This window comes from Cellulomonas sp. URHB0016, assembly GCF_054057935.1.
Genome location: NZ_JBSRZU010000001.1, coordinates 4,133,176 through 4,155,549, shown reverse-complemented (window position 1 = coordinate 4,155,549; position 22,374 = coordinate 4,133,176). Strand labels below are relative to the sequence as shown.

The 22,374-nt window shown below is 71.8% G+C and carries 14 protein-coding genes; 9 read left to right on the top strand and 5 right to left on the bottom strand.

Annotated features, from left to right (window positions below; genetic code table 11):
- Nucleotides 1–132: 132 nt before the first annotated feature.
- Both pflA and pflB read right to left on the bottom strand, forming a co-directional pair.
- The gene (gene pflA / locus ACVW07_RS19100; RefSeq protein ID WP_456820776.1) at nucleotides 133–1,017 is read right to left on the bottom strand and encodes a pyruvate formate-lyase-activating protein; all 885 of its coding nucleotides are present in this window, start codon (nucleotides 1,015–1,017) and stop codon (nucleotides 133–135) included.
- A 42-nt stretch (nucleotides 1,018–1,059) separates the two neighbouring features.
- Nucleotides 1,060–3,315 carry a formate C-acetyltransferase gene (pflB, locus tag ACVW07_RS19095; protein WP_456820775.1) on the bottom strand — a complete coding sequence of 752 codons (2,256 nt, stop codon included), beginning with the start codon at nucleotides 3,313–3,315 and terminating at the stop codon, nucleotides 1,060–1,062.
- Nucleotides 3,316–3,574: 259 nt separating this feature from the next.
- On the opposite strand from pflB, the gene ACVW07_RS19090 reads away from it, so the two are divergent.
- From ACVW07_RS19090 to ACVW07_RS19075, 4 genes are all read left to right on the top strand, one after another.
- Complete coding sequence (locus tag ACVW07_RS19090) at nucleotides 3,575–4,219, top strand: hypothetical protein (RefSeq protein ID WP_456820774.1); 645 nt, start codon at nucleotides 3,575–3,577, stop codon at nucleotides 4,217–4,219.
- Between the two features lie 270 nt (nucleotides 4,220–4,489).
- A complete protein-coding gene (locus ACVW07_RS19085) occupies nucleotides 4,490–6,952 on the top strand; it encodes a sodium-translocating pyrophosphatase (RefSeq protein WP_456820773.1) in 2,463 nt (820 codons plus the stop codon).
- Complete coding sequence (locus ACVW07_RS19080; protein WP_456820772.1) at nucleotides 6,949–8,001, top strand: glycosyltransferase family 1 protein; 1,053 nt, start codon at nucleotides 6,949–6,951, stop codon at nucleotides 7,999–8,001. The genes ACVW07_RS19085 and ACVW07_RS19080 overlap by 4 nt, the downstream gene beginning before the upstream one ends.
- Nucleotides 8,002–8,125: 124 nt before the next feature.
- Nucleotides 8,126–12,136, top strand: a complete 4,011-nt coding sequence (locus ACVW07_RS19075) for a choice-of-anchor L domain-containing protein (protein WP_456820771.1) — start codon at nucleotides 8,126–8,128, stop codon at nucleotides 12,134–12,136.
- 46 nt (nucleotides 12,137–12,182) lie between these two features.
- Here the strand turns inward: ACVW07_RS19075 and ACVW07_RS19070 are convergent, their stop codons facing one another.
- Together ACVW07_RS19070 and ACVW07_RS19065 are read right to left on the bottom strand one after the other, a co-directional pair.
- On the bottom strand, nucleotides 12,183–13,175 hold the full coding sequence (locus ACVW07_RS19070) for a glycerate kinase family protein (protein WP_456820770.1): 993 nt from the start codon (nucleotides 13,173–13,175) through the stop codon (nucleotides 12,183–12,185).
- Between the two features lie 96 nt (nucleotides 13,176–13,271).
- A complete protein-coding gene (locus ACVW07_RS19065) occupies nucleotides 13,272–14,600 on the bottom strand; it encodes an MFS transporter (RefSeq protein ID WP_456820769.1) in 1,329 nt (442 codons plus the stop codon).
- Nucleotides 14,601–14,878: 278 nt separating this feature from the next.
- On the opposite strand from ACVW07_RS19065, the gene ACVW07_RS19060 reads away from it, so the two are divergent.
- From ACVW07_RS19060 to ACVW07_RS19040, 5 genes are all read left to right on the top strand, one after another.
- Nucleotides 14,879–15,733 (top strand): DeoR/GlpR family DNA-binding transcription regulator, encoded by an 855-nt coding sequence (locus ACVW07_RS19060; protein ID WP_456820768.1) that lies wholly within the window; start codon nucleotides 14,879–14,881, stop codon nucleotides 15,731–15,733.
- Nucleotides 15,733–16,764 carry an alcohol dehydrogenase catalytic domain-containing protein gene (locus ACVW07_RS19055; protein WP_456820767.1) on the top strand — a complete coding sequence of 344 codons (1,032 nt, stop codon included), beginning with the start codon at nucleotides 15,733–15,735 and terminating at the stop codon, nucleotides 16,762–16,764. The genes ACVW07_RS19060 and ACVW07_RS19055 overlap by 1 nt, the downstream gene beginning before the upstream one ends.
- Before the next feature lie 73 nt (nucleotides 16,765–16,837).
- Nucleotides 16,838–17,677 carry a class I fructose-bisphosphate aldolase gene (locus ACVW07_RS19050; RefSeq protein WP_456820766.1) on the top strand — a complete coding sequence of 280 codons (840 nt, stop codon included), beginning with the start codon at nucleotides 16,838–16,840 and terminating at the stop codon, nucleotides 17,675–17,677.
- Nucleotides 17,678–17,717: 40 nt separating this feature from the next.
- Nucleotides 17,718–19,208, top strand: coding sequence for a xylulokinase (locus ACVW07_RS19045; protein ID WP_456820765.1), 1,491 nt, complete (start codon nucleotides 17,718–17,720; stop codon nucleotides 19,206–19,208).
- A gap of 23 nt (nucleotides 19,209–19,231) precedes the next feature.
- On the top strand, nucleotides 19,232–20,200 hold the full coding sequence (locus ACVW07_RS19040) for a 2-hydroxyacid dehydrogenase (RefSeq protein WP_456820764.1): 969 nt from the start codon (nucleotides 19,232–19,234) through the stop codon (nucleotides 20,198–20,200).
- A 46-nt stretch (nucleotides 20,201–20,246) separates the two neighbouring features.
- Here ACVW07_RS19040 and ACVW07_RS19035 read toward each other — a convergent pair whose 3' ends face one another.
- Entirely contained in the window at nucleotides 20,247–22,340 is a 2,094-nt protein-coding gene (locus tag ACVW07_RS19035; RefSeq protein ID WP_456820763.1) for a PQQ-dependent sugar dehydrogenase, read from the bottom strand.
- Nucleotides 22,341–22,374: the final 34 nt, after the last annotated feature.

Below are 22,374 nucleotides of genomic sequence, written 5' to 3'. Positions count from 1 at the left end.
TGAACAGCAGCGAGGACTTCCCCGACGACGGCTCGGGTCGGGCTGCGGGCCAGCACCGCTCTGACGGTGTGCTGCGCGAGGCGGACAGACGCGGTGACGTGGCACCGTCCTCGTCGCAGGACCGGCCACCCGTCAGTACGTGGTCAGGCCGAGCGCACGGAACTGGCCCCGGACCCGGGCCATCAGCTCGGGGCCCGGTGCGGGGACGCCGTCCAGCTCGTACGTCATCCCGAGCTCGGCCCACTTGTCCTGGCCCATCTGGTGGAAGGGCAGCACCTCCACCCTGGTGACGACCGAGCCCAGCGACGCGACGTACTGCGCCACTGCCTCGACGTTCTCGACCGCGTCGGTCAGGCCCGGCACGAGCACGAAGCGGACCCACACCTCCTCTGTGCCGCGCTCCGCCAAGCGACGGCCGAACGCCAGGGTCGGGGCCAGCTCCTGCCCGGTGACCCGCCGATACGTCTCGTCCAGGCCGGACTTCACGTCGAGCAGCACCAGGTCGATGTCGTCGAGCATGTCGTCGGTGCACGATGCTCCGAGGAAGCCGGAGGTGTCGATCGCGGTGTGGACGTCCATCGCCTTGGCGCCGCGCAGCAGCGTGCGGACGTACGGCGCCTGCATCATCGGCTCGCCGCCGGAGAGCGTCAGCCCGCCGCCGGTCGCCTGCATGACCCCCCGGTAGCGCTTGACCCGACGGAGCAGCTCCTGGGCGGTCACGCTCTTACCTCGTCGGATCTCCAGCGTGTCGGGGTTGTGGCAGTAGAGGCACCGCAGCAGGCAGCCGGCCAGGAACACCGTGAGCCGGGTGCCGGGGCCGTCGACGGCCGTCACCAGCTCCCAGGAGTGCACCGACCCGAGCTCGCCCGCGCGCACCGCTTCGAGCCGACCTCCGTGGTCGTACTCGACGTCCTGCAGGCCGGCGGTGCCGTGACCTGTCGGGCGCTCGTTCGAACCGCCGACGACAGGGAGCCCGAGAGGCACCACCTGCGCACCCGTGCTCTCGTTGCTGACCATGCCTCTCCTGGGTCGGAGGACCGGAGCCGTCGTCCGGCAGGCTCAGATGGAGCCGTGGAACGTCCGCGACAGCACGTCGAGCTGCTGCTCGCGGGTGAGGCGGACGAAGTTCACCGCATAGCCGGACACCCGGATGGTCAGCTGCGGGTAGCTCTCCGGGTGCTCCATCGCGTCGCGCAGCGTGTCCTCGTTCAGCACGTTGACGTTCATGTGGTAGCCCTCGGACATCATCTGGGCGTCCAGCAGGCCGACCAGGTTGCCCACCTGCTCCGTCCGCGTGCGGCCCAGCCCTGGAGGGGTGACCGTGTTCGTCAGCGAGATCCCGTCCTGCGCCTCGTCGAAGGGCAGCTTGGCCACCGACAGGGCGGAGGCGAGCATGCCGTGCGAGTCGCGGCCGCTCATCGGGTTGGCTCCCGGCGCGAACGGCTCTCCGGACCGGCGGCCGTCAGGGGTGTTGCCTGTCGCCTTGCCGTAGACGACGTTCGAGGTGATCGTCAGCACCGACTGGGTGTGCACCGCGCCACGGTAGGTCGGCAGGTGCCGGATCTTCGCCATGAACGCCCGCACCACCTCCACGGCGATCTCGTCGACCGAGTCGTCGTCGTTGCCGTACGTCGGGTAGTCGCCCTCGATGACGTAGTCGACGACCAGGCCCGACTCGTCGCGCACCGGGTGGACCGTCGCGTACCTGATGGCCGACAGCGAGTCGGTCACGACGGAGAGCCCGGCGATGCCGCACGCAAGGGTGCGCAGGACCTGGCTGTCGTGCAGCGCCATCTCGATGCGCTCGTAGGCGTACTTGTCGTGCATGAAGTGGACGACGTTGAGCGCGTCGATGTAGGTCTGCGCGAGCCAGTCCATCACCGCGTCGAACTTGGCACGGACGTCGTCGTAGACCAGGACGTCACCCTCGACCGGCGTGGAGACCGGCGCGACCTGCGTGCCGGACACCTCGTCGCGGCCGCCGTTGATGGCATAGAGCAGGGCCTTGGCGAGGTTGACCCGCGCGCCGAAGAACTGCATCTGCTTGCCGACCCGCATCGGTGACACGCAGCAGGCGATGGCGCCGTCGTCGCCGCAGACCGACGTGATGTGCGCGTCGGACTCGTACTGGATGGCGGAGGTGTCGATCGACACCTTCGCGCAGAACTCCTTGAAGCCCGCCGGCAGGTTCTCGCTCCAGAAGACGGTCATGTTCGGCTCCGGCGCCGGGCCCAGGTTGTACAGGGTCTGGAGGAGGCGGAACGAGCTCTTGGTGACGAGGGTGCGCCCGTCCTCCCCCATGCCGCCGATCGACTCGGTGACCCACGTCGGGTCGCCCGAGAACAGGGCGTCGTACTCCGGGGTGCGCAGGAACCGCACGATGCGCAGCTTGATGACGAAGTCGTCGACGAGCTCCTGCGCCTGCTCCTCGGTGAGGACGCCCGCCGCCAGGTCCCGCTGCAGGTAGATGTCGAGGAACGTGGACGTGCGGCCCAGCGACATGGCCGCGCCGTTCTGCTCCTTCACGGCGGCCAGGTAGGCGAAGTACAGCCATTGCACGGCCTCACGGCCCGTCGTCGCCGGGCCGGAGATGTCGTAGCCGTAGGACGCGGCCATCGTCTTGAGCTCACCGAGCGCCCGGGTCTGCTCGGCCAGCTCCTCACGGTCGCGGATGACGTCCTCGACCGACCGCTCCATGTCGAGCATCGAGCGGTCGCGCCGCTTGGCCGCGATCAGCGCGTCGACGCCGTACAGCGCGACGCGGCGGTAGTCGCCGATGATCCGCCCACGACCGTAGGCGTCCGGCAGACCGGTGATCAGGTGCGCGGACCGTGCCTTGCGCACGTCCGTCGGGTAGGCGTCGAAGACGCCGTCGTTGTGTGTCTTGCGGTACTTGGTGAAGATGTCGCGCACGGCTGCGTCCGGCTCGTAGCCGTAGGTGGTGAGGGCGGTCTCGACCATCCGGTAGCCGCCGTTCGGCATGATCGCGCGCTTGAGCGGGGCGTCGGTCTGGAGCCCGACGATCAGGTCCTTGTCCTTGTCGACGTAGCCAGGGGCGTGCGACGTGATGGTCGACGGTGTGTGCGGGTCGACGTCGTAGATGCCCTTGGCACGCTCCTCGGGGAACATCGCGGCGACCTGCGCCCAGACGGCAGCGGTGCGCGCCGTAGGACCGGCCAGGAACGTGTCGTCGCCCTCGTACGGCGTGTAGTTGCGCTGGATGAAGTCACGGACGTCGATGCCGTCCGCCCACGGCCCGGTGGTGAAACCCGCCCACGCCTGCGGGGCGACCGGGTCGATGGTGGTGGTGTTCATGGTGGCTCCCTCGAGGTCGTTCACCGACCGCACCCGCATGCGCAGCCAGACGCGCAGAGCCGTCTCGAACGGCTGCCGGGACCTCGGAACCTTCGATGAAGAACGGACTTTCACCGTAGACCTCGAACGCACCCAGGTCGACGCCGGGCGCGCGGACCAGGGACGTTCGACCCTGGTTGTTATGCCCGTTTCGCGATGGGCTGGGTGGACCACGTGCAAGGGGGCAACGGTGATGGTGGGCACACGGGACCGCGCGGACATGACGTCGGAGCAGGCGACGGTGGAGACCAGGTACGACGATCCGCTGCGCGCCACGCTCGAGGTCCGGACGGAGGAGGGCCTGCCTGCCGCGCGAGCCGCCGCCCGGCTGGTCCGCCAGGCCGTGCTCACCGCGGCTGCCCGAGGCACCCGGACCGTGTGGGCCACGCTCGACGTCTCCGGGCCGGTGTGCGGGGCTGCGCTCGAAGCGTTCCGGGACCTCGCCGGCCACGGGATCGGTGACCTGCAGGTGCGACGGGTCGGCGGGAGCATCCTGGTGGACCTCCAGCTCACGGTCCCGGTCGACACGGGAGTCGCCCCGGCGGCCGGCCGTGGGGAGGCGCCTCCCGCGTCCGGGCCTGTCGCCGCATCGCGGCCAGCACACCGGGACCGGGCACCGCATCGCCGGCACGTCCGGTCGCGGACCGCACGCGCCGACCTCGAGTCCGCCCGCAGGGCCCAGGGTCATCTCCGGACCGAGCTCATGGGTCGCGCGGGTGTGACCGGCGTCGGTGTGGCGAGGAGGGGAAGCGGCTACGTCCTGCGCGTCAACGTCGTCGACCCGACCGTCGACGTTCCGGCAGACACCGACGGTGTGCCCGTGGACGTGCGCGTCACGGGCGCGCTGGCGCCGCTCGGCGAGTAGGCCCGGAACACCCCGTCGGCACCCGCCGGGCCTGTCCCCCTCCCGGGGCCGGGCCTGCGCACCGTCACGGCGGCATGACGGCGCCTCGGTCCCGCGGCGCCCCGGCCGTGGCGCGCCTGTGATCGAACATCCGCCCGCGGCCCGGCGCTCGCGCCCTGACCTGGGTGCTCGAGACGCGCCCGAGAAGTGACTTTGGTCTCAGACCGTGCCTGACCTGCGCACCTATTTTCGACGCAGACGTGAAGGATCTGTGACGAGGTGAGGACGGCCGTGGTCAGGACAGCAGCAGGTGCGGGGATCGGCACCTCCGGCGGGGAGGCGAGCCTCCAGCTCCCCGACCTCGGTGGCGTTCATGTGCTCTGGGGGATCTCGGGACGGGTGCTGCTCGCGCTCGGGCTGGTGGTCTGCATGGCGGGGCTGGCGTTCGGGGCGGCGGTGTACCGCGAGCTGCGAGCGCTGCCGGTACACCGGTCGATGCTCGAGGTCTCCGAGCTCATCTACTCGACGTGCAAGGCGTACCTGACGAAGCAGGGCAAGTTCCTGCTGATGCTGTGGGTGTTCATCGCCGCGGTGATCGTCGTGTACTACCGGGTGCTCGTCGGGTTCGGGTGGGGACGGGTCGCGGTGGTCATCGCGTTCTCGCTGATCGGCATGGCCGGCTCGTACGCCGTCGCCTGGTTCGGGATCCGCGTCAACACGCTCGCGAACTCGCGGACGGCCTTCGCGTCACTGCGCGGCAAGCCGCTGCCGCTGCACCGCATCCCGTTGCGGTCCGGCATGTCGATCGGCATGGTCCTCATCAGCCTCGAGCTGATGATGATGCTGCTCATCCTGCTGGCGCTGCCGCGCGACATCGCCGGCGCCTGCTTCATCGGCTTCGCGATCGGCGAGTCGCTCGGTGCCTCGGCGCTGCGCATCGCGGGCGGCATCTTCACCAAGATCGCCGACATCGGCTCGGACCTCATGAAGATCGCGTTCAAGATCAAGGAGGACGACGCCCGCAACCCCGGCGTCATCGCCGACTGCACGGGCGACAACGCGGGCGACTCGGTGGGCCCGAGCGCCGACGGGTTCGAGACGTACGGCGTCACCGGCGTCGCGCTCGTGACGTTCGTGCTGCTGGCCGTTCCCGACGCGACCGTGCAGGCGACGCTGCTCGTCTGGATCTTCGTCGTGCGGGCCGTGATGATCATCGCCGCGGCCGCGTCGTACCAGGTCAACGACGCGTGGACCAAGCGGAAGTACCGGGACGCCGAGCGGATGGACTTCGAGGCGCCGCTGTCGAGCCTCGTGTGGCTCACGTCCGCCGCCTGCATCGTCGCCACGTTCGTCACCACGCTCGTGGTGCTCGGGGGCGGCGAGGTCGACGCCCAGTGGTGGCGGCTCGCGCTGATCGTCTCGTGCGGCACGATCGCCGGCGCCCTCATCCCGGAGCTCGTCAAGGCGTTCACCTCGACGCAGAGCCGGCACGTCCGCGAGGTCGTCAAGAGCTCCCGCCAGGGTGGGGCGTCGCTCAACATCCTGTCCGGCCTGGTCGCCGGCAACTTCTCGGCCTACTGGCTGGGGATGGTCGTCGTCGGGCTCATGGGCGGCGCGTACCTCATCAGCACGCAGGGTCTCGGCGACCTCATGGTGGCGCCGTCCGTGTTCGCCTTCGGACTCGTCGCGTTCGGGTTCCTCGGCATGGGCCCGGTCACCATCGCGGTCGACTCCTACGGTCCCGTGACCGACAACGCCCAGAGCGTGTACGAGCTGTCCGTCATCGAGGACATCGACGACATCGACGCCGAGCTGGACAGGGACTTCGGGTTCACGCCGCAGTGGGACAAGGGCAAGCGGATGCTCGAGGAGAACGACGGCGCCGGCAACACGTTCAAGGCGACCGCCAAGCCGGTGCTCATCGGCACCGCCGTGGTGGGTGCCACGACGATGATCTTCTCGATCATCGTCGGCCTGACCGACGGCCTCACGTCCGGCCTGGAGAACCTGTCGCTGCTGCACCCGCCGTTCCTGCTCGGTCTCATCACCGGCGGCGCGATGATCTTCTGGTTCACCGGCGCGTCCATCCAGGCGGTGACGACCGGCGCCTACCGGGCCGTCGAGTTCATCAAGGGCACCATCAAGCTCGACGGTGAGACGAAGGCCAGCGAGGAGGACTCCCGCAAGGTCGTCGAGATCTGCACCCAGTACGCCCAGCAGGGCATGCTCACGATCTTCCTCGGCGTCTTCTTCGCGACGCTGGCCTTCGCGTTCGTCGAACCGTCGTTCTTCATCGGCTACCTCATCTCCATCGCGATCTTCGGCCTCTACCAGGCGATCTTCATGGCGAACGCGGGCGGCGCCTGGGACAACGCGAAGAAGATCGTCGAGGTGGACCTGCACGCCAAGGGCACCGCGCTGCACGATGCGACGATCGTCGGCGACACCGTCGGCGACCCGTACAAGGACACCTCCTCGGTGGCCCTCAACCCCGTGATCAAGTTCACGACCCTGTTCGGCCTGCTCGCCGTGGACCTCGCCGTCGACATGACCGCCCGCGGCCGGCACACCCTCGTCGTCATCCTCGCCGCGGTGTTCTTCCTGACCTCCGCGTACTTCGTGCACCGGTCGTTCTACGGCATGCGGATCCGGAGCTCGCTCGACGAAGGGCCGTCTGCCGTCGACGACGGTGCGCCGCCCCAGCCCGGGCCCGTCGAGACGGCGGAGCCGGTCCTCGAGAGCCCGGCCCGATGACCAGGATCGCGATCCGCTACGGCCAGCTGCTCGTGGAGAGCGGGCGGGTCGCCGGGCACGACGCCGGCGCCACCCTGGTGCGGCGCCTGCTGCGGGTGTTCCCCGGGGCGCTCGTGATCGGCGACGGGCCGCGCCGCTGCGACGGGTTCGACATGCTCCCCCTCGCGTTCGTCGACGGGTCCGACACGGTCGTCGTCAACATGGACGTCGTCGACTCCGTCAGTGTGTGGCGGCAGCTGCGCGCTGGTTGCGACGAGCCCAAGGTCATGAACTTCGTGTGGTGGGACACCGCCCAGTTCGACCATCGCGTCGAGCGTGCCGCCCTCGCCCTGTCGTGCGCGCTGTTCCCGACCTTCGCCAACTCCGAGCGCACCGCCACGGAGGTCCGCGAGATCGTCGGGCAGTGGACCGTCCAGCAGCTCGCTGAGCAGGCATGCACGGGCTGGGTCAATCTCGGCATCCGCCTCGAGCACGTCCGGCCCCGGCAGGAGCCACCGATCCCGGTCGTGCTGTACCCGGCGATCTACCTGTCCGAGCGCAAGGCCCCCGCGACGTTCATCGACGTCGTCGAGCGCGTGCACCGTCGCACCCCGATCCGCGTCGAGGCGCGGCTCGTCGAGTCGCACCTCGTCTCCGAGCAGGCCATGCGGCTGTCCCGCCGCCCGTGGTGCTGGATCGGCCCGCTCACCGCGAGCCGCGACGACTACTGGGAGGCCCTGTCCCGCACGACCGCTTTCCTCGCGACCGCCACCGAGGAGTCCTACGGCCTGGAGTACATCGAGGCCCTCGTGGCCGGTGCGGTCGGCGTCTTCCCGGACCTGCCCTGGGCCCGGGCCCTCCTGCCGGCCGCGTTCCCGTTCTTCTACCGCACACCCGCCGAGGCGGAGGCGCTGCTCCTGCGCGCGGTCACGGACACAGCCGCGTGCCGGCGGGAGCTGGACGCCGCCGCCGCCGGGGAGAGCTTCCAGGAGTGGCTGCGGGAGCGGCACGACGACGACGCGTTCGACCGCGCGATCGTCGAGCACGTGCAGCGGTGGTTCCCCGGCTGACACACGGTGCGACGGCGGATTGCGGTCTTTGCGGCATTGGGGTGAAATCGTCCTTTTCTGCTGTCCCCCCGTTCCGCGCGACCCATAGGTTCGTCCCACACGCGCGCATCTCCGGGGGGAACCGATGGGCGTCCGCATCGTCGCCACTGCCGTCCTCTGTCACGCCCTGGTGGCCGCAGGACTGGTCACTGCCCCGGCCGCGATCGCCGCTCCGACGAGCGCCGCGCTGATCACGGCCGTCGACGCCCCCGCCGGCACGGTCACCGGGGTCACGCTCGACGCGGACCCAGCCGCAGTCGCGGTGGGCAGCAGCCCGGTCGTCGACTTCCCGACCAGAGCCGGCACCTACCTGGTGCTGTCGACCGGAGACGCGACCGCGGTCGCGCCGGGCACTGCGGACACGTTCGTGTCCACCGACCTGCCGGGGGCGCCCGCCGGCGCCGACGGCAACGACCTCACCCAGGTCCGGCTGCGCCTGGCACCGCCGGCCCGCGCCACGTGCGTCCTGTTCGACTTCACGTTCCTGTCCGAGGAGTACCCGGAGTTCGTCGGGACCGAGTTCAACGACATCTTCACCGCCGAGCTCAACGACTCCCAGTTCACGCTCGGCGAGAACGAGGTCGTCGCGCCGTTGAACTTCGCGTACGACAGCTCGGGCAACCCCGTGAGCATCAACACGGTCTTCGGGATGTCCCCGACGCCGGGCACCACCATGGACGGCGCGACACCCGCCCTCACGGCGAAGAGCCCACTCCAGAGGGGCACCGACGGCGGATACCAGCTCATCTTGTCCGTCCAGGACCTCGGCGACCCCGACTTGGACTCCGCCGTCATCATCGACCACCTCCGGTTCGGCAGCGGCACGAGCTGCAAGGAGGGAGTCACCGAGATCACCGACACTGCGGCGCGGCTCGGGTTCGTCGACCAGTCCGACGAGCTGAGACAGCTGTCCCGGTCGTCCGCCGGCACGGGCGACACCGGGCTCGCGGATGCTCTCCCCGGCGCCCTTGCTGCTGCCGGCACCGGGAGCGGGACCCTCGACGGCAGCGCGGCTGCCGCCCGACCCACCGCGATCGTCGACCCCACGCCGCCCAGGGACTCGAACATGCCCGCCGTGTTCACCGAGGACGCGGAGACCTCCGACAGCCCGTTCCGACGTGGTCACGGCCACGACGGGGAGGCCACCGGCGGTACCACGAGCACGCAGGGCACCTCCGCAACCACCGTCACCTGGGTCAGCACGGCCGCACGGGAGGACCCGGACGCGCCGACCGGGGCCGAGGACCCCGGCGAGGTCTACTTCCAGCCCGAGCTGTCGGGGAGCGGCGGCCCCGACGCGCGAATCACCTGTGACCCCGCCCAGGAGACGCACCCCTCGATGTCCCCGGACGGCAAGCGCATCGCGTACGCGAGCAACGCCCACGGCACCTGGGACATCGTGGTCGCGAACGCCGCGCCGGCCGGTGTCGACTCCTGCCGGCAGGCCGACCCGCAGTGGGTGACGAACGGCGAGGGCGACAGCTCCTGGCCGACGTGGCTCGACGCCGACACCGTGGTGTTCTCGAGCACGCGGGACGACCCGCTCGGCGACCTGTATCGCATCGACATCGACGGTTCGGACCTGCTGCGACTCACCACCGACGTCGGTGTCGCCGACACGGAGCCCGACGCCCGCGTCGTCGGCGAGGACGACGGGTGGGTGATCGCGTTCACCACGACCCGCTGGGAGCCGGACGGGTCGCTCGCGTTGCTCGTCCTGGACGGCGCCGCCCTCCCGGACCCGGTCGAGGACCCCTACGCCGGGTTCCCCGAGCTCCGGGTCCAGGCGGACGAGCCGTCGTGGAGCCCGGACGGGTCGCCGTGGGCGCTGGCGTTCACCTCGACGCGGGACGACCCCGCCGGAGGCATCTGGGTGGCGGCGTGGACGAACGACGGCGAGCTGTTCTTCGACGGCCAGCGCTCGCAGGTCGACGTCTACGGCCGGGCCGAGTCGCACGCCACCTGGACGTTCTACGACCGGTTCCCCTCGGGCACGTTCGCGAACCTCGTCTACACGTCCGAGGTGGCCACCACCGACGTGAGCGACGCGTTGGCGGCCGACGGTTCGGCGGTGCGGGAGATCTACCGGAACCAACCCGTGGACGAGGACCACGTCAGTCGCCGGCGGGACATCAGCGAGGCCGGGATCGACTACTCGCCCGACGGCAGGTTCGTCGCGTACAGCGTGCGATCCGACGGGGGCGGTGGTCCCGGATGGCGGCTGGCAGTAGCACGCGCGGACACGCTCGAGGCGGTCGACTTCCCGTACGACCGGTCGAGCCGTGACATCGACCTCAACCCGACGTGGTCGCCCGACGGCTCCACGGTCGCGTTCGTGCGCCGGCAGGCGATCGGCACCGCCGGCTACGACCCGCCGCGGATCTTCACCGTGCCCGTGGCGGAACCCGGCAACGGGGGCAGCCGTCGGACCAGCACGATCACGTCGCACGACCGACCGGAACGTGGCACGCCGTTCGACGTCGACCCCTCGTGGTTCCCCGACAGCCGCCACATCGCCTTCGCGCGGGCCTGGGGCGACACGCAGACGCGTCCGACCGAGCGGTTCACCGTCTGGACGGTCGACACGCAGACGCGCGACGCCACGGAGCTGACCTACTGCATGCCGTCCGGGTCCGGCCCGGAGGGCTGCCGCACGCCGGTGCTCGGCACGTCGGTCTCGGTGTCGCCGGACGGCGCCGAGATGGCGGTCGCGTCGCTGGAGCTGTCGGTCCCGCCCGACGACCCTGCGCGGGTCGACGCCCGGGGAGGCATCGGCGTCCTCGAGCTCACCACGTCCGCCGTCGGCATCGACGTGGCGGGCGCGCGCACCCTCACCGGGCTGGACGCGACGCGCTCGGCCACCCCCAGCCGCACGCTGATCGCCCGGTCCGACCAGCCGCAGTGGTCACCCGACGGCACCGAGATCGCGTTCTCCGGCGTGCCCGCCGGTCAGCCCCAGGTCCGCGGCATCTGGGCGGTGTCGGCGGACGGCACCGCGGTCCGGCGGGTCGTCGACCGTCCGGGGCCGCAGCACCAGCCGGCGTACCGGCCGTTCACCGACCTGGTGCTGACCATGGCGTCGGGGCCCGTGTCCTCGAGCGGCGCGACGGTGACGGCGACCGCGACGAACGCCGGACCCGCGCTGGTCACCGACGGCTCCGTGACGGTGCAGCTGCCGGACGGCGTCAGCACGCTGGGGGCCACCGGGTGCACGGTCTCGGGCACGCTCGTGACGTGCCAGCTGCCCGACTCCTTCGCTGCGGGCCAGGCGGCGCAGTTCTCGATCCCCGTGGAGGGCGTCCGCGACGGGGTCACCACGACCGTCGCAGGGGTGGTCGCCAGCTCGACGCCCGAGCGGGTGGTCGCCAACAACGCCGCACAGGTCGAGCTGCACGGGACGGGAGGTGTGGCGGTCACGGTCGCCCTCTCCTCCCCCGACGTGTGGGCCGGCGGACACGGGCTGACGGCGACGTTCACCGTCCGCAACGTCGGCACCCAGCCCGTGCAGGACGTGCGGCTGACGACCACCTTCCCGGCGCCGCTCGTCGTCCTGCCGACGGGCCAGCCGTGCCTCGACGGTGCGGGGACCTGCGCCCTCGGGGCGCTCGCGGGTGGCGCGGCCACCGTGCTGACCGCCACGCTGAACCCGCCGCCCGTGCCGTCGCTGCCCTCGCCTGCTCCCACGCCGCCCGTCACCGTGGCGGTCACCGGCAGCGTGACGACGACGTCGCCCGACGAGAGCGCCGCGGACGACACCGCTGCGCAGGAGGTGACCGTGCGACGGCCGCGCGTCGTCGTCACTCCGGCCGTCGCGCGACCCGGCGACACGGTGTTCGTGATCGGCACCGACTTCCCGCCCGGCCAGGACGTCGACCTCCGGTGGTCGCAGGGCGTCATGAGCGTGCACAACCCGCTCGTCGCCCGTCCGGACGGACGCTTCACGCAGTCGGTGGTCCTGATCGCGGACTCGCTGCTCGCCGAACGCCGGCTGCGGGCGAGCAGCCGCCCCGCGTCTCCCCTGTACGGGGAGGTGAGCGCCCGGTTGCTCGTCGTGCAGACCTCGATCGACGCCCCGACGTTCCTCTACCGCAAGTGACGCCGTGGCCGCAGGCGGACGTGGAACGGTCCGACGCTCTCCCTGCTCAAGGCACCGCAACCGCGTCGTGGAGCAGCCCCTCGGTGACGGCGGTGATCGACTCGGTCGTCGCGTGCAGAGCGCGCTCCAGGCCGCAGACGTCCACCAGGCTGAGGACGCGGATCGGAGCGGCGACCCGGTCGGCGACACCGACGACGGCGAGGCACGGCACTCCGGCCCGCGCGCAGCGCTGAGCGACGCCTCCGACGACCTTGCCCTCGAAGGACTGCTGGTCGAGCCGGCCCTCCCCCGTGAGCACGAGGTCGGCCTCCGCGATGGCGGCGTCGAGCCCGAGAACGTCGGCGACGAGGTCGATGCCCGGCACCAGGCGGGCGCCCAACGCGGCGAGCCCACCGGCGAGCCCTCCGGCCGCCCCGCCCCCCGGCACGTCCTGGACGTCGCACCCGGTGTGCCGGAGGTACTCGTCGCGGAGGCCGACGAGCCGCCGGCTGAGCGTCTCCACGTCCGCCGCGGTCGCGCCCTTCTGCGGGCCGAACACCCGTGCGGCGTCCAGGAACCGCGTGGTCACGTCGCACGCGACCCGCACGTCGACGTCGTCGGGCATCCTGCCGCCGAGCGCGTGCCAGACGCCGTCGCCGCCGTCGGTCGTCGCGACGCCGCCGACGGTGACGAGGATCCGGCGCGCCCCGGCAGCGACAGCTGCCAGCAGCAGCTCGCCGACGCCGTGGGTGGTGGCCTCGAGCGGGCGGTTGCCTGTCGGGCCGCCGGCCAGCACGAGGCCGGCGCAGTGGGCGGCCTCGATCACCGCGAGGTCACCGTCGAGCCGCCAGCCGGCCGTCACCGGCGAGCCGAGCGGCCCGGTGACGGTGCTCGTCCTGGTGGGTCCGCCGAGCGCGGTGAGCGTGCCGTCGCCGCCGTCGGCCATCGGCATCAGCACCGCGTCCCAGCCGCGCCGCTCGACCGCGCGGGCCATGGCGCGGGCGACCTCGTCGGCGGACGCCGTGCCCTTGAACTTGTCGGGGCAGATCAGGACATGCACCGGAGCTCCTCGTGAGGTGGGTCGCGCACAGGCGGAGGTGGGGACAGGCGCGCCGGGGGGTCGACCGCCCGGCGCGCCCGCCGTTCGGGGCGTCGGTCAGGCGACCGGCAGGGGCTTCACCAGCGGCTCCACGCGTCGCAGCATGACGCCGAAGATCAGCGCACCGGCCACGGCGACCGCGCCGGCCAGGACCAGCGGCACCTCGAAGGCGCCGGTGGCCCCGTACAGCGCGCCGATGACGATCGGGCTGAGGGCCGAGCCGATGTTCGCGAAGAAGTTCTGCGTGGCGCCGAGCGAGGCGACCGTGCCTGTGGGGGCGACGTCGGCCGGCAGGCACCAGATCGTGACGATCGTGAAGGCGGCCGCGCCGTAGGAGATCGACATGAGCGCCAGCGCCTGCCACGCCTCGGGGGCGACGGCCGCCAGCGAGATCACCGCGCACAGCAGCATGCCCGCGACCAGGCAGGTCTTGCGCACGCGGGTGACCGACCAGCCGCGCGCGAGCAGGAAGTCGCCGGTCAGGCCGCCGATCCACGAGCCGAGGATGGCGGCGATCGGCGGGATGGCGCCGAAGATGCCGAGCTTGAGCAGGTCGAAGCCGCGCTCGTCGACCAGGTACGACGGGAACCAGGTGAGGAAGAACGTCACCATGAAGTTGACGCAGAAGAATCCGAGCATCATGGCCCAGACCGTGCGGTAGCGCAGCAGCCGGCGCAGCGCCATCGGACGCTCCGTCGCGGCGGAAGGGGCTGCGACGCCGCGGTCCTCGTTGATGACGGCCAGCTCGTCGGCGTTGACCCGCTTCATGGCCTCGGGGCGCCGGTACAGCGCCCACCAGCCGATCGTCCACAGCGCACCGAGGACGAAGGCGATGGCGAAGACGGCACGCCATCCCCACACCGCGATGATCACCGCGATGACCGGGGTGGCCACGGCGCTGCCGATGCGGGCGCCGGAGTCGTAGACGGAGGTGGCGCGTGCGCGCTGGCGGCTCGGGAACCACCGGGAGATCGTCTTCGCCGACGAGGGGTAGGCGCCGGCCTCCCCGACGCCCAGGCCGAGCCGCAGGCCCATGAGGACCCCGAACCCGGAGGCGAGGGCGGTCAACCCCGTGAACAGCGACCACACCAGCACGGACGCGCCGAACATGATGCGCTCGCCGAACCGGTCGATGAGGCGGCCCGCGGGGATCTGCATGAGCGCGTACGACCACGAGAACGCGGAGAGGACGAGTCCCTGCTGCGCCGGGGACAGCGCGAAGTCCTCCGACATGAAGGGCAGCGCGACCGAGACGGCCGACCGGTCGATGTAGTTGATGGCCAGGCCGACGGCACACGCGATGGCGATGAACCACCGCACCCGCGTCGCGCGGCTGGAGACGCTGGGGACGGTCATCCGTCCCTGAGCCTGCGTTGTGCTGCTCACGATTTCCTCCCTAGCACCGAGGCAGAGGCCAGGCGACCTGTGCGTGATCCGCTCACCAAGCGGGAAGGCGATGGCGCGATCGAGAGCCGCTGCTTGACGCGTCCGCGCATCCTGTCGAGAGCACGATGATCGTTTCAATCATCCACGTGCGTCAAGGGTCACTTTCGCCAGATCTTCGGTGCTCGGTTCCCTCACGTGAAGCGCGCGATCGATGTTCAATGCGCGATTCGCGCATCTAACGCTTGACTGAGCGATCCGCGCACGGTAGAACTTCTCTCATGACGAACGACGCCACTCAGCGCAGGACCGACCACAAGGGCGCGGCCCGCCGCGCCCAGATCCTCCGCATGCTGCAGGACGACCCGGAGGCGGACCTGTCCGTCGAGGAGATCGCCCGCCGCTTCGGCGTCTCGTTCGCCACCGTCCGGCGCGACCTGACGCGGCTGCGCGAGCGGCACGGGGTGGCACGGACCTACGGCGGCGTCGCGCTCCTGCGCACCGTCGAGGTCCCGACCCGAGAGCGCCGGACCACGTTCCGCCGCGCGAAGGACGCCATCGGCCGGGAGGCGGCCGGCTTCGTCTCCGACGGCGACCTGGTGATCCTCGACGCGGGCAGCACCACGAGCTGCCTCGCCGAGCATCTCGGCGACCGCGACCCGCTCACCGTGGTGACGAACGGCATCGGCGTGGTGAACGCGCTCATGGCCGCCGACGGCGTCGACCTGGTGGTCCTCGGCGGCCGGCTCCGCGGCATCAACGAGACCATCACCGGTGGCGTCGCGGAGGACATGCTGCGCCAGGTGCACGCCGCCACGGCGTTCCTCGGCACCGACGGCCTCGACCCCTCGACCGGCCTCGCCTGCCGCACGCTCGAGCAGAGCCGGCTGAAGACGGTGATGATGCAGCGCGCCGCGCGCGTCGTGCTGCTCGCGGACTCGTCGAAGCTCGACGGCGGGGCCTTCCCGTTCTGGTCCCCGCTCGACCGCCCGTGGGAGCTCGTGACCGACTCCGGCGCCTCCCCCGCGCAGCTGGAGCGCATGCGCGACGCGGGCGCCACCCACATCCATCTCGCCCCGGTCGACGGCCTCGTCGACGTGGGCGAGACCGCCACCCCCCGACAGGAGATCTCGTGATGCGCCACGCCGTCCTTTCCGCCCCGCTCGACCTGCGCATCGAGGAGGTGGACGTCCCCGAGCTGGAGCCCGGCGACGTCCTCGTCCAGGTCGACGCGACCCTGCTCTGCGGCACCGACCTGCGGATCTACAACGGGACCAAGAGCCGCAACGTCTCCTTCCCCACGGTGCTCGGCCACGAGTTCGCCGGTCACGTGGTGGACAGCAACGGCCCGCTGCCGGCAGGGCTCGAGGTCGGGACGCAGGTGTGCGTCTACCCGATCGTGGCGTGCGGAGAGTGTGCCGCCTGCCGCAAGGGCCACGAGAACATCTGCCGCAACCGGGTCGCGTTCGGCTACCAGCTCGCCGGCGGGCTGTCGCAGTACGTCCGCGTGCCGGCCCGTGCCGTCCGCAACCTGGTCCCGCTGCCGGGCGTGTCCGCGGCGGAAGCGGCCATCGTCGAGCCCACGGCCTGCGCGTACAACGCACAGAAGCTGGTCCGCACCACCGAGGCGGAGACGCTGCTCGTCGTCGGCTGCGGACCGCTCGGGCTGCTGCACATCCGCCTCGCCAAGGCGCTCGGCGTGCCCCGCGTCGCCGCCGTCGACCCGATCGAGGCCCGGCGCGAGGTCGCCGCCGCCTCGGGCGCCGACCTGGTGCTCGCGCCCGGTGACGACACCGCGACGCAGATCGCCGAGTGGAGCAAGGGCGGCGTGGACGTCCTCATCATGGCGATCGGGCGGACCGACGCGTTCACCCCGTACACCGCGGCGCTCGCGCCCGGGGCCCGCGTCTCCGTCTTCGCCGGGTTCCCCTCGAGCGCCGAGCTGTCGGTCGTGGCGAACGACATCCACTACAACGAGTGGGAGATCGTCGGCGCCTCGTCCTGCCGGCTCGACGGTTTCCACGCCGTCGCCGGTCTCATCGCCGACGGCCGGCTGAAGGTCGCCGACCTCATCGGCTCGCAGCTCCCCCTGGACCGCACCGCCGACGCGCTCGAGCTCGCGGCCTCCGGCAAGGACATGCGCGTCGGCGTCGACCCCTGGGCCTGACGCGTCGCCCGCCACTCTCCCAGCCTGACCACGGTGCCGGCACGGCGCCGACCACACCCAGGAAGGAAGCATCATGAGCACCAGCACCGCATACTCCCTCAACACGACGGGGACGACCGCCGGCCTCGGCCGCGAGATCCGGCTCCGCCGTCTCTTCGGCCTCGACGGCCGCACGGTCACCGTCGCCCTCGACCAGGCCGTCCCCCGCGGCGTCTCCCCCCGGCTGGCCTCCATCGGCTCGACGTTCGCCGCGATCTCCGAGGGCCGCCCCGACGCCGTCACGATCACGAAGGGCATCGCCGGCCACGTCTTCGGCGGCAACCCCGCGCCGATCCCGTGGATCCTCAAGGCGTCGATGTTCTCCGTCGACTTCCACCCGACCTACGACGCGACGATCGCCACCGTCCAGGACGCGCTGCGCCTGGGCGCCGACGGCATCGCGGTGGGCATCTCGGCCGGGTCGTCCAACCAGGTGGCCATGCTCGAGATGCTGACGAACGTCGTCGAGGAGGCCCACCAGTGGGGCATCCCCGTGGTCTGCCACGCCTACCCGAGCGGTGAGCTCTGGGGTGACAGGAAGGGCAGCACGGAGTCGGTGCTCTACGCCGCCCGCGCGGCAGCGGAGCTCGGTACCGACATCGTGAAGACCTGGTACACGGGCTCGGCCGACGAGTTCCGCACCGTCGTCGACGGCACCCCGGCCATCGTCGTCGCGGCCGGCGGGGCGCCGGTCTCCAACCCGCGCGACGTCCTCGAGCAGGCGGCCGCGGTGGTGGAGGCCGGTGCGCACGGCATGACGGCCGGCCGCAACGTCTGGGGCGCGCAGGACCCCGCCAAGATGGTCCGGGCGCTGCGGGCCGTCATCCACGACGGCGCCAGCCCGGCCGACGCGGAGAAGCTGCTCACCGACTGAAGGCGGGGGGCCCAGCGGCCACCCGGGAAAGGTCTCGACGATGAGCACGTACGTAGGGGTCGACCTGGGGACGACGGCGACCAAAGCGGCGCTGATCGACTCCGACGGCACGGTCCTGGCCCGCTCGCGCGTGGCCCACTCCGACGCACGGAAGGTCGGGGTGGGCCGCGCGGACCCCGTCGCGTGGATCGCCAGCGTGACCGGCGCATGCCGGGCACTGGGTCCGGCAGCGGAGTCCGCCGTCGCCCTCGGACTGGCCGTGCACTGCCCGACCGCGGTGCTCTTCGACCCGGACGGCGTGCCGCTCGCGGCAGGCCTGACGTGGGACCACCCGGAGAACGTCGGTCACAGCGCCCGCGCGCACAGCGCCCTCGGCGCCGAGGACCGGCGCCGGACGGGCAACCACCTGTCGCCCGCCACCACGATGATCGGCGCGCACTCGTTCTTCGCCGAGCACGAGCCGGAAGCACTGCGCGACGCGCACCGGCTCGGCCTGGTCGGCAGCTGGCTGGGACAGTGGTTCACCGGGGAGTCGGCCCTGGACCGCACCCAGGCGTCCTACACGGGAGCGTTCGACGTGAGCTCCCCTGCGGGGGACTGGATGCACGACGTCCTCGCACGCCTCGACGTGCCGGCGGAGCTGCTGCCGCCGATCCGGCCGTCGTTGTCCGTCCTCGGCGCCCTGCGGCCGTTCGTCGCGGAGTCGCTCGGGCTGGCTCCGCACATCCCGGTCGTCGTGGGCTCGGCCGACACGCCCGCCGCCTCGTTCTGCCTCGGGGTGCGGCCCGGCGGCGCGCCGCTGTTCATCATGGGGACGACGCACGTGATCTCGAGCTGCATCGCGGCGCCGGACACCCGGGCGCAGGCGCTCCAGCGGGCGGACGTACGGCCAGGGCAGTGGCTCATCAACGGGGTGACCAACGGCGGCGACGCGCTCGCCATCGGCGCCCGGCTGCTCGGCTACGGGAACCACGGCGGATCCGTGCAGAGCCTCATCGAGGACGCGTGGGCCGATCCCCGGCGCGACGTCGGCGGTGCGCCCGTGTTCATCCCGCACGTGGTGCCCGAACGCGGTCCCCTCTGGCTGACGGAGCCGCGCACCGCCCTGATCGGCATGGTCGCCGGCACCGGTGAGCGCCAGGCGGCGCGTGGAGTGCTGGAGGGTGTCCTGTTCGCCGACCGGATGATCATCGAGAGCTGCGTGTCGCCCGACCAGGGACCCGTGCTGCTCTCGGGCGCGTTCGGCTCCGACGTCGCGGTCCCCCAGCTGCTCGCCGACCTCCTCGACAAGGACGTCCGCGTCGTCGACGAGAGCCACCTGCCGTCGATCGGGGCCGCGGCCATGGCGGTCGAGACCCTCGAGGGGCACACCGTCGCTCCCCCGTCCTCCCGGCTCGTGCACCCCCGGGAGTCGTGGCGCACGGCCATCGAGGACCGGTGGCAGCACTACCAGGAGCTCTGGCAGCTGGTCGTCGGCCGGCCGCCTCTGACGCCCCTGCGCACCCCGTCCGACCTGACCACGGTCGCCTAGACCCGTCCTGCGAGGAGCTCGTCGTGACCCAGCCTCATCTGTACGTCGCCCGCACCCTGACCGACCCCGCGATGGAGAGCCTGGCGGACCTCGGCCTCCCGGTCGTCACCGGTGAGGAGGCGCCCCCCGAGCGGGACCGCCTGCTCCGCGACGTGGCGGGCGCCGCTGCCGCGGTCGTCACCCTGACCGAGAAGGTGGACGCCGAGCTCCTCGACGCCGCCGGCCCGCAGCTGCGCGTCGTCGCGAACGTCGCCGTGGGGTACGACAACATCGACGTCGCCGAGGCGACGCGGCGCGGCGTGGTCGTGACGAACACGCCCGGCGTGCTCGACGACGCCACCGCCGACCACACGTTCGCGATGATCCTGGCCGTCACCCGCCGCGTCGTGGAGGCGGACCGGTTCGTCCGGTCGGGCGAGCCGTGGATCTGGGGCCCGCGCATGCTGGTCGGCCTGGACGTCAGCGCCGGCGCGACCCTCGGCATCGTGGGCCTGGGCCGCATCGGCCGCGCGGTGGCGAGGAGGGCGCAGGCGTTCTCGATGAACGTCCTCGCCCACGACCCGCACCACGCACCCGGTGACCGTGTCGACGGCGTGACGATCGCGGAGCTCGACGACCTCCTCGCGGGCTCGGACGTCGTCAGCCTGCACGTGCCGCTGCGGGACTCGACGCACCACCTCATCGACGACGACGCGATCGCGGCCATGAAGCCCGGCTCGTACCTGGTCAACGCCGCGCGTGGCGGCGTCGTCGACGAGTCGGCACTCATCCGCGCCCTGCGTTCCGGCCGGCTCGCCGGCGCCGCCCTCGACACGTTCGAGGGCGAGCCGAAGGTGAACCCCGAGCTGGCGACGCTCGACAACGTGGTGCTGCAGCCGCACATCGCGAGCGCGGGCGACCGGACCCGCGACCGCATGTGCCGGCTCGCCCTCGACAACGTCCGCGACGTCCTGGCCGGGCGCGACGCCCGCACGGCCGTGCCGGTCAGGTGACGCGTTCCCCGGACGGAGCGGTGCAGGCGCCCTCGACGCCCCGGCATCAGCCACCGAGAGCGACGCGCAGCACCTTCTCGTTGCTGTTGCCCGCGATGCTGTCCTTGTCACCGTAGTTCGTCGTCGTGAGCCACAGACCCTCGGGCGCGGGCTCGACGGTCCGCAGGCGCCCGTACGTGCCGGTGAGGTACGCCTCGACGTTGACCAGCGAGGTGCCGCTGATCTCCGCCCGGTAGAGCCGGGCGCCGCGCTCGCAGGCGACGTACAGGACGTCCCGGACGATCGCGATGCCGGAGCAGGAGCCCTGGGCGGTCGGGTACGTGTGCTTGGGTGCGACGTAGCCTGCGGTGCCGCAGGTGCCCGTCGTGCCCTCGCACGCCGGCCACCCGTAGTTGCCGCCCTTGGTGATGAGGTTCGTCTCGTCCATCACGGAGTTGCCGAACTCCTGCTCCCACAGCCGCCCTCGGGAGTCGAACGCCAGGCCCTGCGGGTTGCGATGGCCGTAGCTCCAGACGTAGTTGCCGAAGGGGTTGTCCGACGGGACGGACCCGTCGGGGTCCAGACGGAGCACCTTGCCGTTGAGGCCGTCGATGTCCTGCGCGTACGCGCCGTTCTGCGCGTCCCCGGTGGCGGCGTACAGCTTGCCGTCGGGGCCGAACCGCAGGCGGCCGCCGTTGTGGTACTTGTTGCGCAGGATCCCCGTGAGCAGCACCTGCAGGCTCGACGGCACGAGCGCGCCGTTCTCGTAGCGCACGCGCACGATGCGGTTGTCGGTCGCCGACGTGAGCATGAGGTAGAGCCAGTGGTCGGTCGCGAACGTCGGGGCGATGGCCAGGCCCAGGAGACCTCCCTCACCGTCCGTCCCCTCGACGCCCGGCACCGTCCCGGCCGTCGTCCTCACGCCGGTGGTCGGGTCGAGGCGCACGATGTCGTGCGCGTCGCGCCGGGTGTACAGGATGCTGCCGTCCGGCAGGGTCGTCAGACCCCACGGGATGTCGTTGTCGGTGCCGACCTGCGTCACGCCGCACACGGATGCGCCGCACGCCGCACCCGTCGTCACGGCGACCGCTGCGCTGTGCGCCGAGGCGTTGTCCTGACCGTCGCGCGCCACGACGTCGTAGCGGTACGCCGTGCTCGCCGCGAGACCGCTGTCGACGAAGGACGTGCCCGGCGGCACGGTCGCAGTGCCCGTCACCGTCCCGACCTTCGTCCCGCCGCGATACACGTCGTAGGCGCGCACTCCCGTGTCGTCCGTCGAGGCGGTCCACCGGAGGGTCACGGTGGTGCCGGAGACCGAGGCGACGAGGCCGGTCGGCGTGGTCGGAGGCGTCGTGTCGACCTGGCACTGCGGAGGTGTGACGAACACCGTCGTGCTCGCCTGCGACACGTTGCCGGCCGCGTCGCGCGCATTGACGTACAGACCCCAGCGCACCCCCGCCACGACCGCCAGCGTCGTGGACAGGGTCGTGCCGCTGACGGTGCTGACCAGCTGGCCGTCGTGGAACACGTCGTAGTACGCGACCCCGACCGCATCGGTGGACGCGTCCCACGAGAACGTCACCGAGCTGCACGCCAGGTTGCTCACCCGCGGGTTGGCGGGGACCGTCGGCGGGACACCGTCCGGAGCGCCGAACCCGCTGGTCCACCGCTGGTTCGGCAGTCCGTGGCAGGTCGAGATGATCACCGGCGTGCCGTTGGCGGTGCCCGCGCCCCTGACGTCGAGGCACAGACCGGTGCTGGTGTGCGTGATCAGGCCGTCGGCGTCGACCCGCCACCGCTGGCCGGCGGAGCCGTTGCACGCGGAGATCCGCGCGGCCGCGCCTCGCGCCGGCGACTGCCCGGCGTCGAGGCAGGTCTGCGAGTCGTAGACCGTCAGCTCGCCGGCCGGCGTGAGCGTCCATGACTGGTTCGACGAGCCCTTGCAGTCGTAGATGATCACCCTCGCCCCCGGGGTGCGACTGCCGCCGTTCACGTCGAGGCACCGGCCGGAGCCGACGCCGACGACCGGTGACGGCGACGCCGCCGAGGCGGGCGACCCGGTCGGCACGATCGCGAGGAGGGCGACGGCCATGACCAGCGCGAGCACACGGCGCCAGTGACGGGTGGGGGCGGGACGCACTGCGGGCATCGGAGCGGACATGGCGATCTCCGTCGATCGAAGGGCCGGCCAGCCC

What these genes read in the sequence shown, in the direction of transcription:
- pflA (WP_456820776.1), bottom strand. Translation starts at nt 1,017, where the DNA reads ATGGTCAGCAACGAGAGCACGGGTGCGCAGGTGGTGCCTCTCGGGCTC.
- pflB (WP_456820775.1), bottom strand. Translation starts at nt 3,315, where the DNA reads ATGAACACCACCACCATCGACCCGGTCGCCCCGCAGGCGTGGGCGGGT.
- ACVW07_RS19090 (WP_456820774.1), top strand. Translation starts at nt 3,575, where the DNA reads ATGACGTCGGAGCAGGCGACGGTGGAGACCAGGTACGACGATCCGCTG.
- ACVW07_RS19080 (WP_456820772.1), top strand. Translation starts at nt 6,949, where the DNA reads ATGACCAGGATCGCGATCCGCTACGGCCAGCTGCTCGTGGAGAGCGGG.
- ACVW07_RS19075 (WP_456820771.1), top strand. Translation starts at nt 8,126, where the DNA reads ATGGGCGTCCGCATCGTCGCCACTGCCGTCCTCTGTCACGCCCTGGTG.
- ACVW07_RS19060 (WP_456820768.1), top strand. Translation starts at nt 14,879, where the DNA reads ATGACGAACGACGCCACTCAGCGCAGGACCGACCACAAGGGCGCGGCC.
- ACVW07_RS19055 (WP_456820767.1), top strand. Translation starts at nt 15,733, where the DNA reads ATGCGCCACGCCGTCCTTTCCGCCCCGCTCGACCTGCGCATCGAGGAG.
- ACVW07_RS19050 (WP_456820766.1), top strand. Translation starts at nt 16,838, where the DNA reads ATGAGCACCAGCACCGCATACTCCCTCAACACGACGGGGACGACCGCC.
- ACVW07_RS19045 (WP_456820765.1), top strand. Translation starts at nt 17,718, where the DNA reads ATGAGCACGTACGTAGGGGTCGACCTGGGGACGACGGCGACCAAAGCG.
- ACVW07_RS19035 (WP_456820763.1), bottom strand. Translation starts at nt 22,340, where the DNA reads ATGTCCGCTCCGATGCCCGCAGTGCGTCCCGCCCCCACCCGTCACTGG.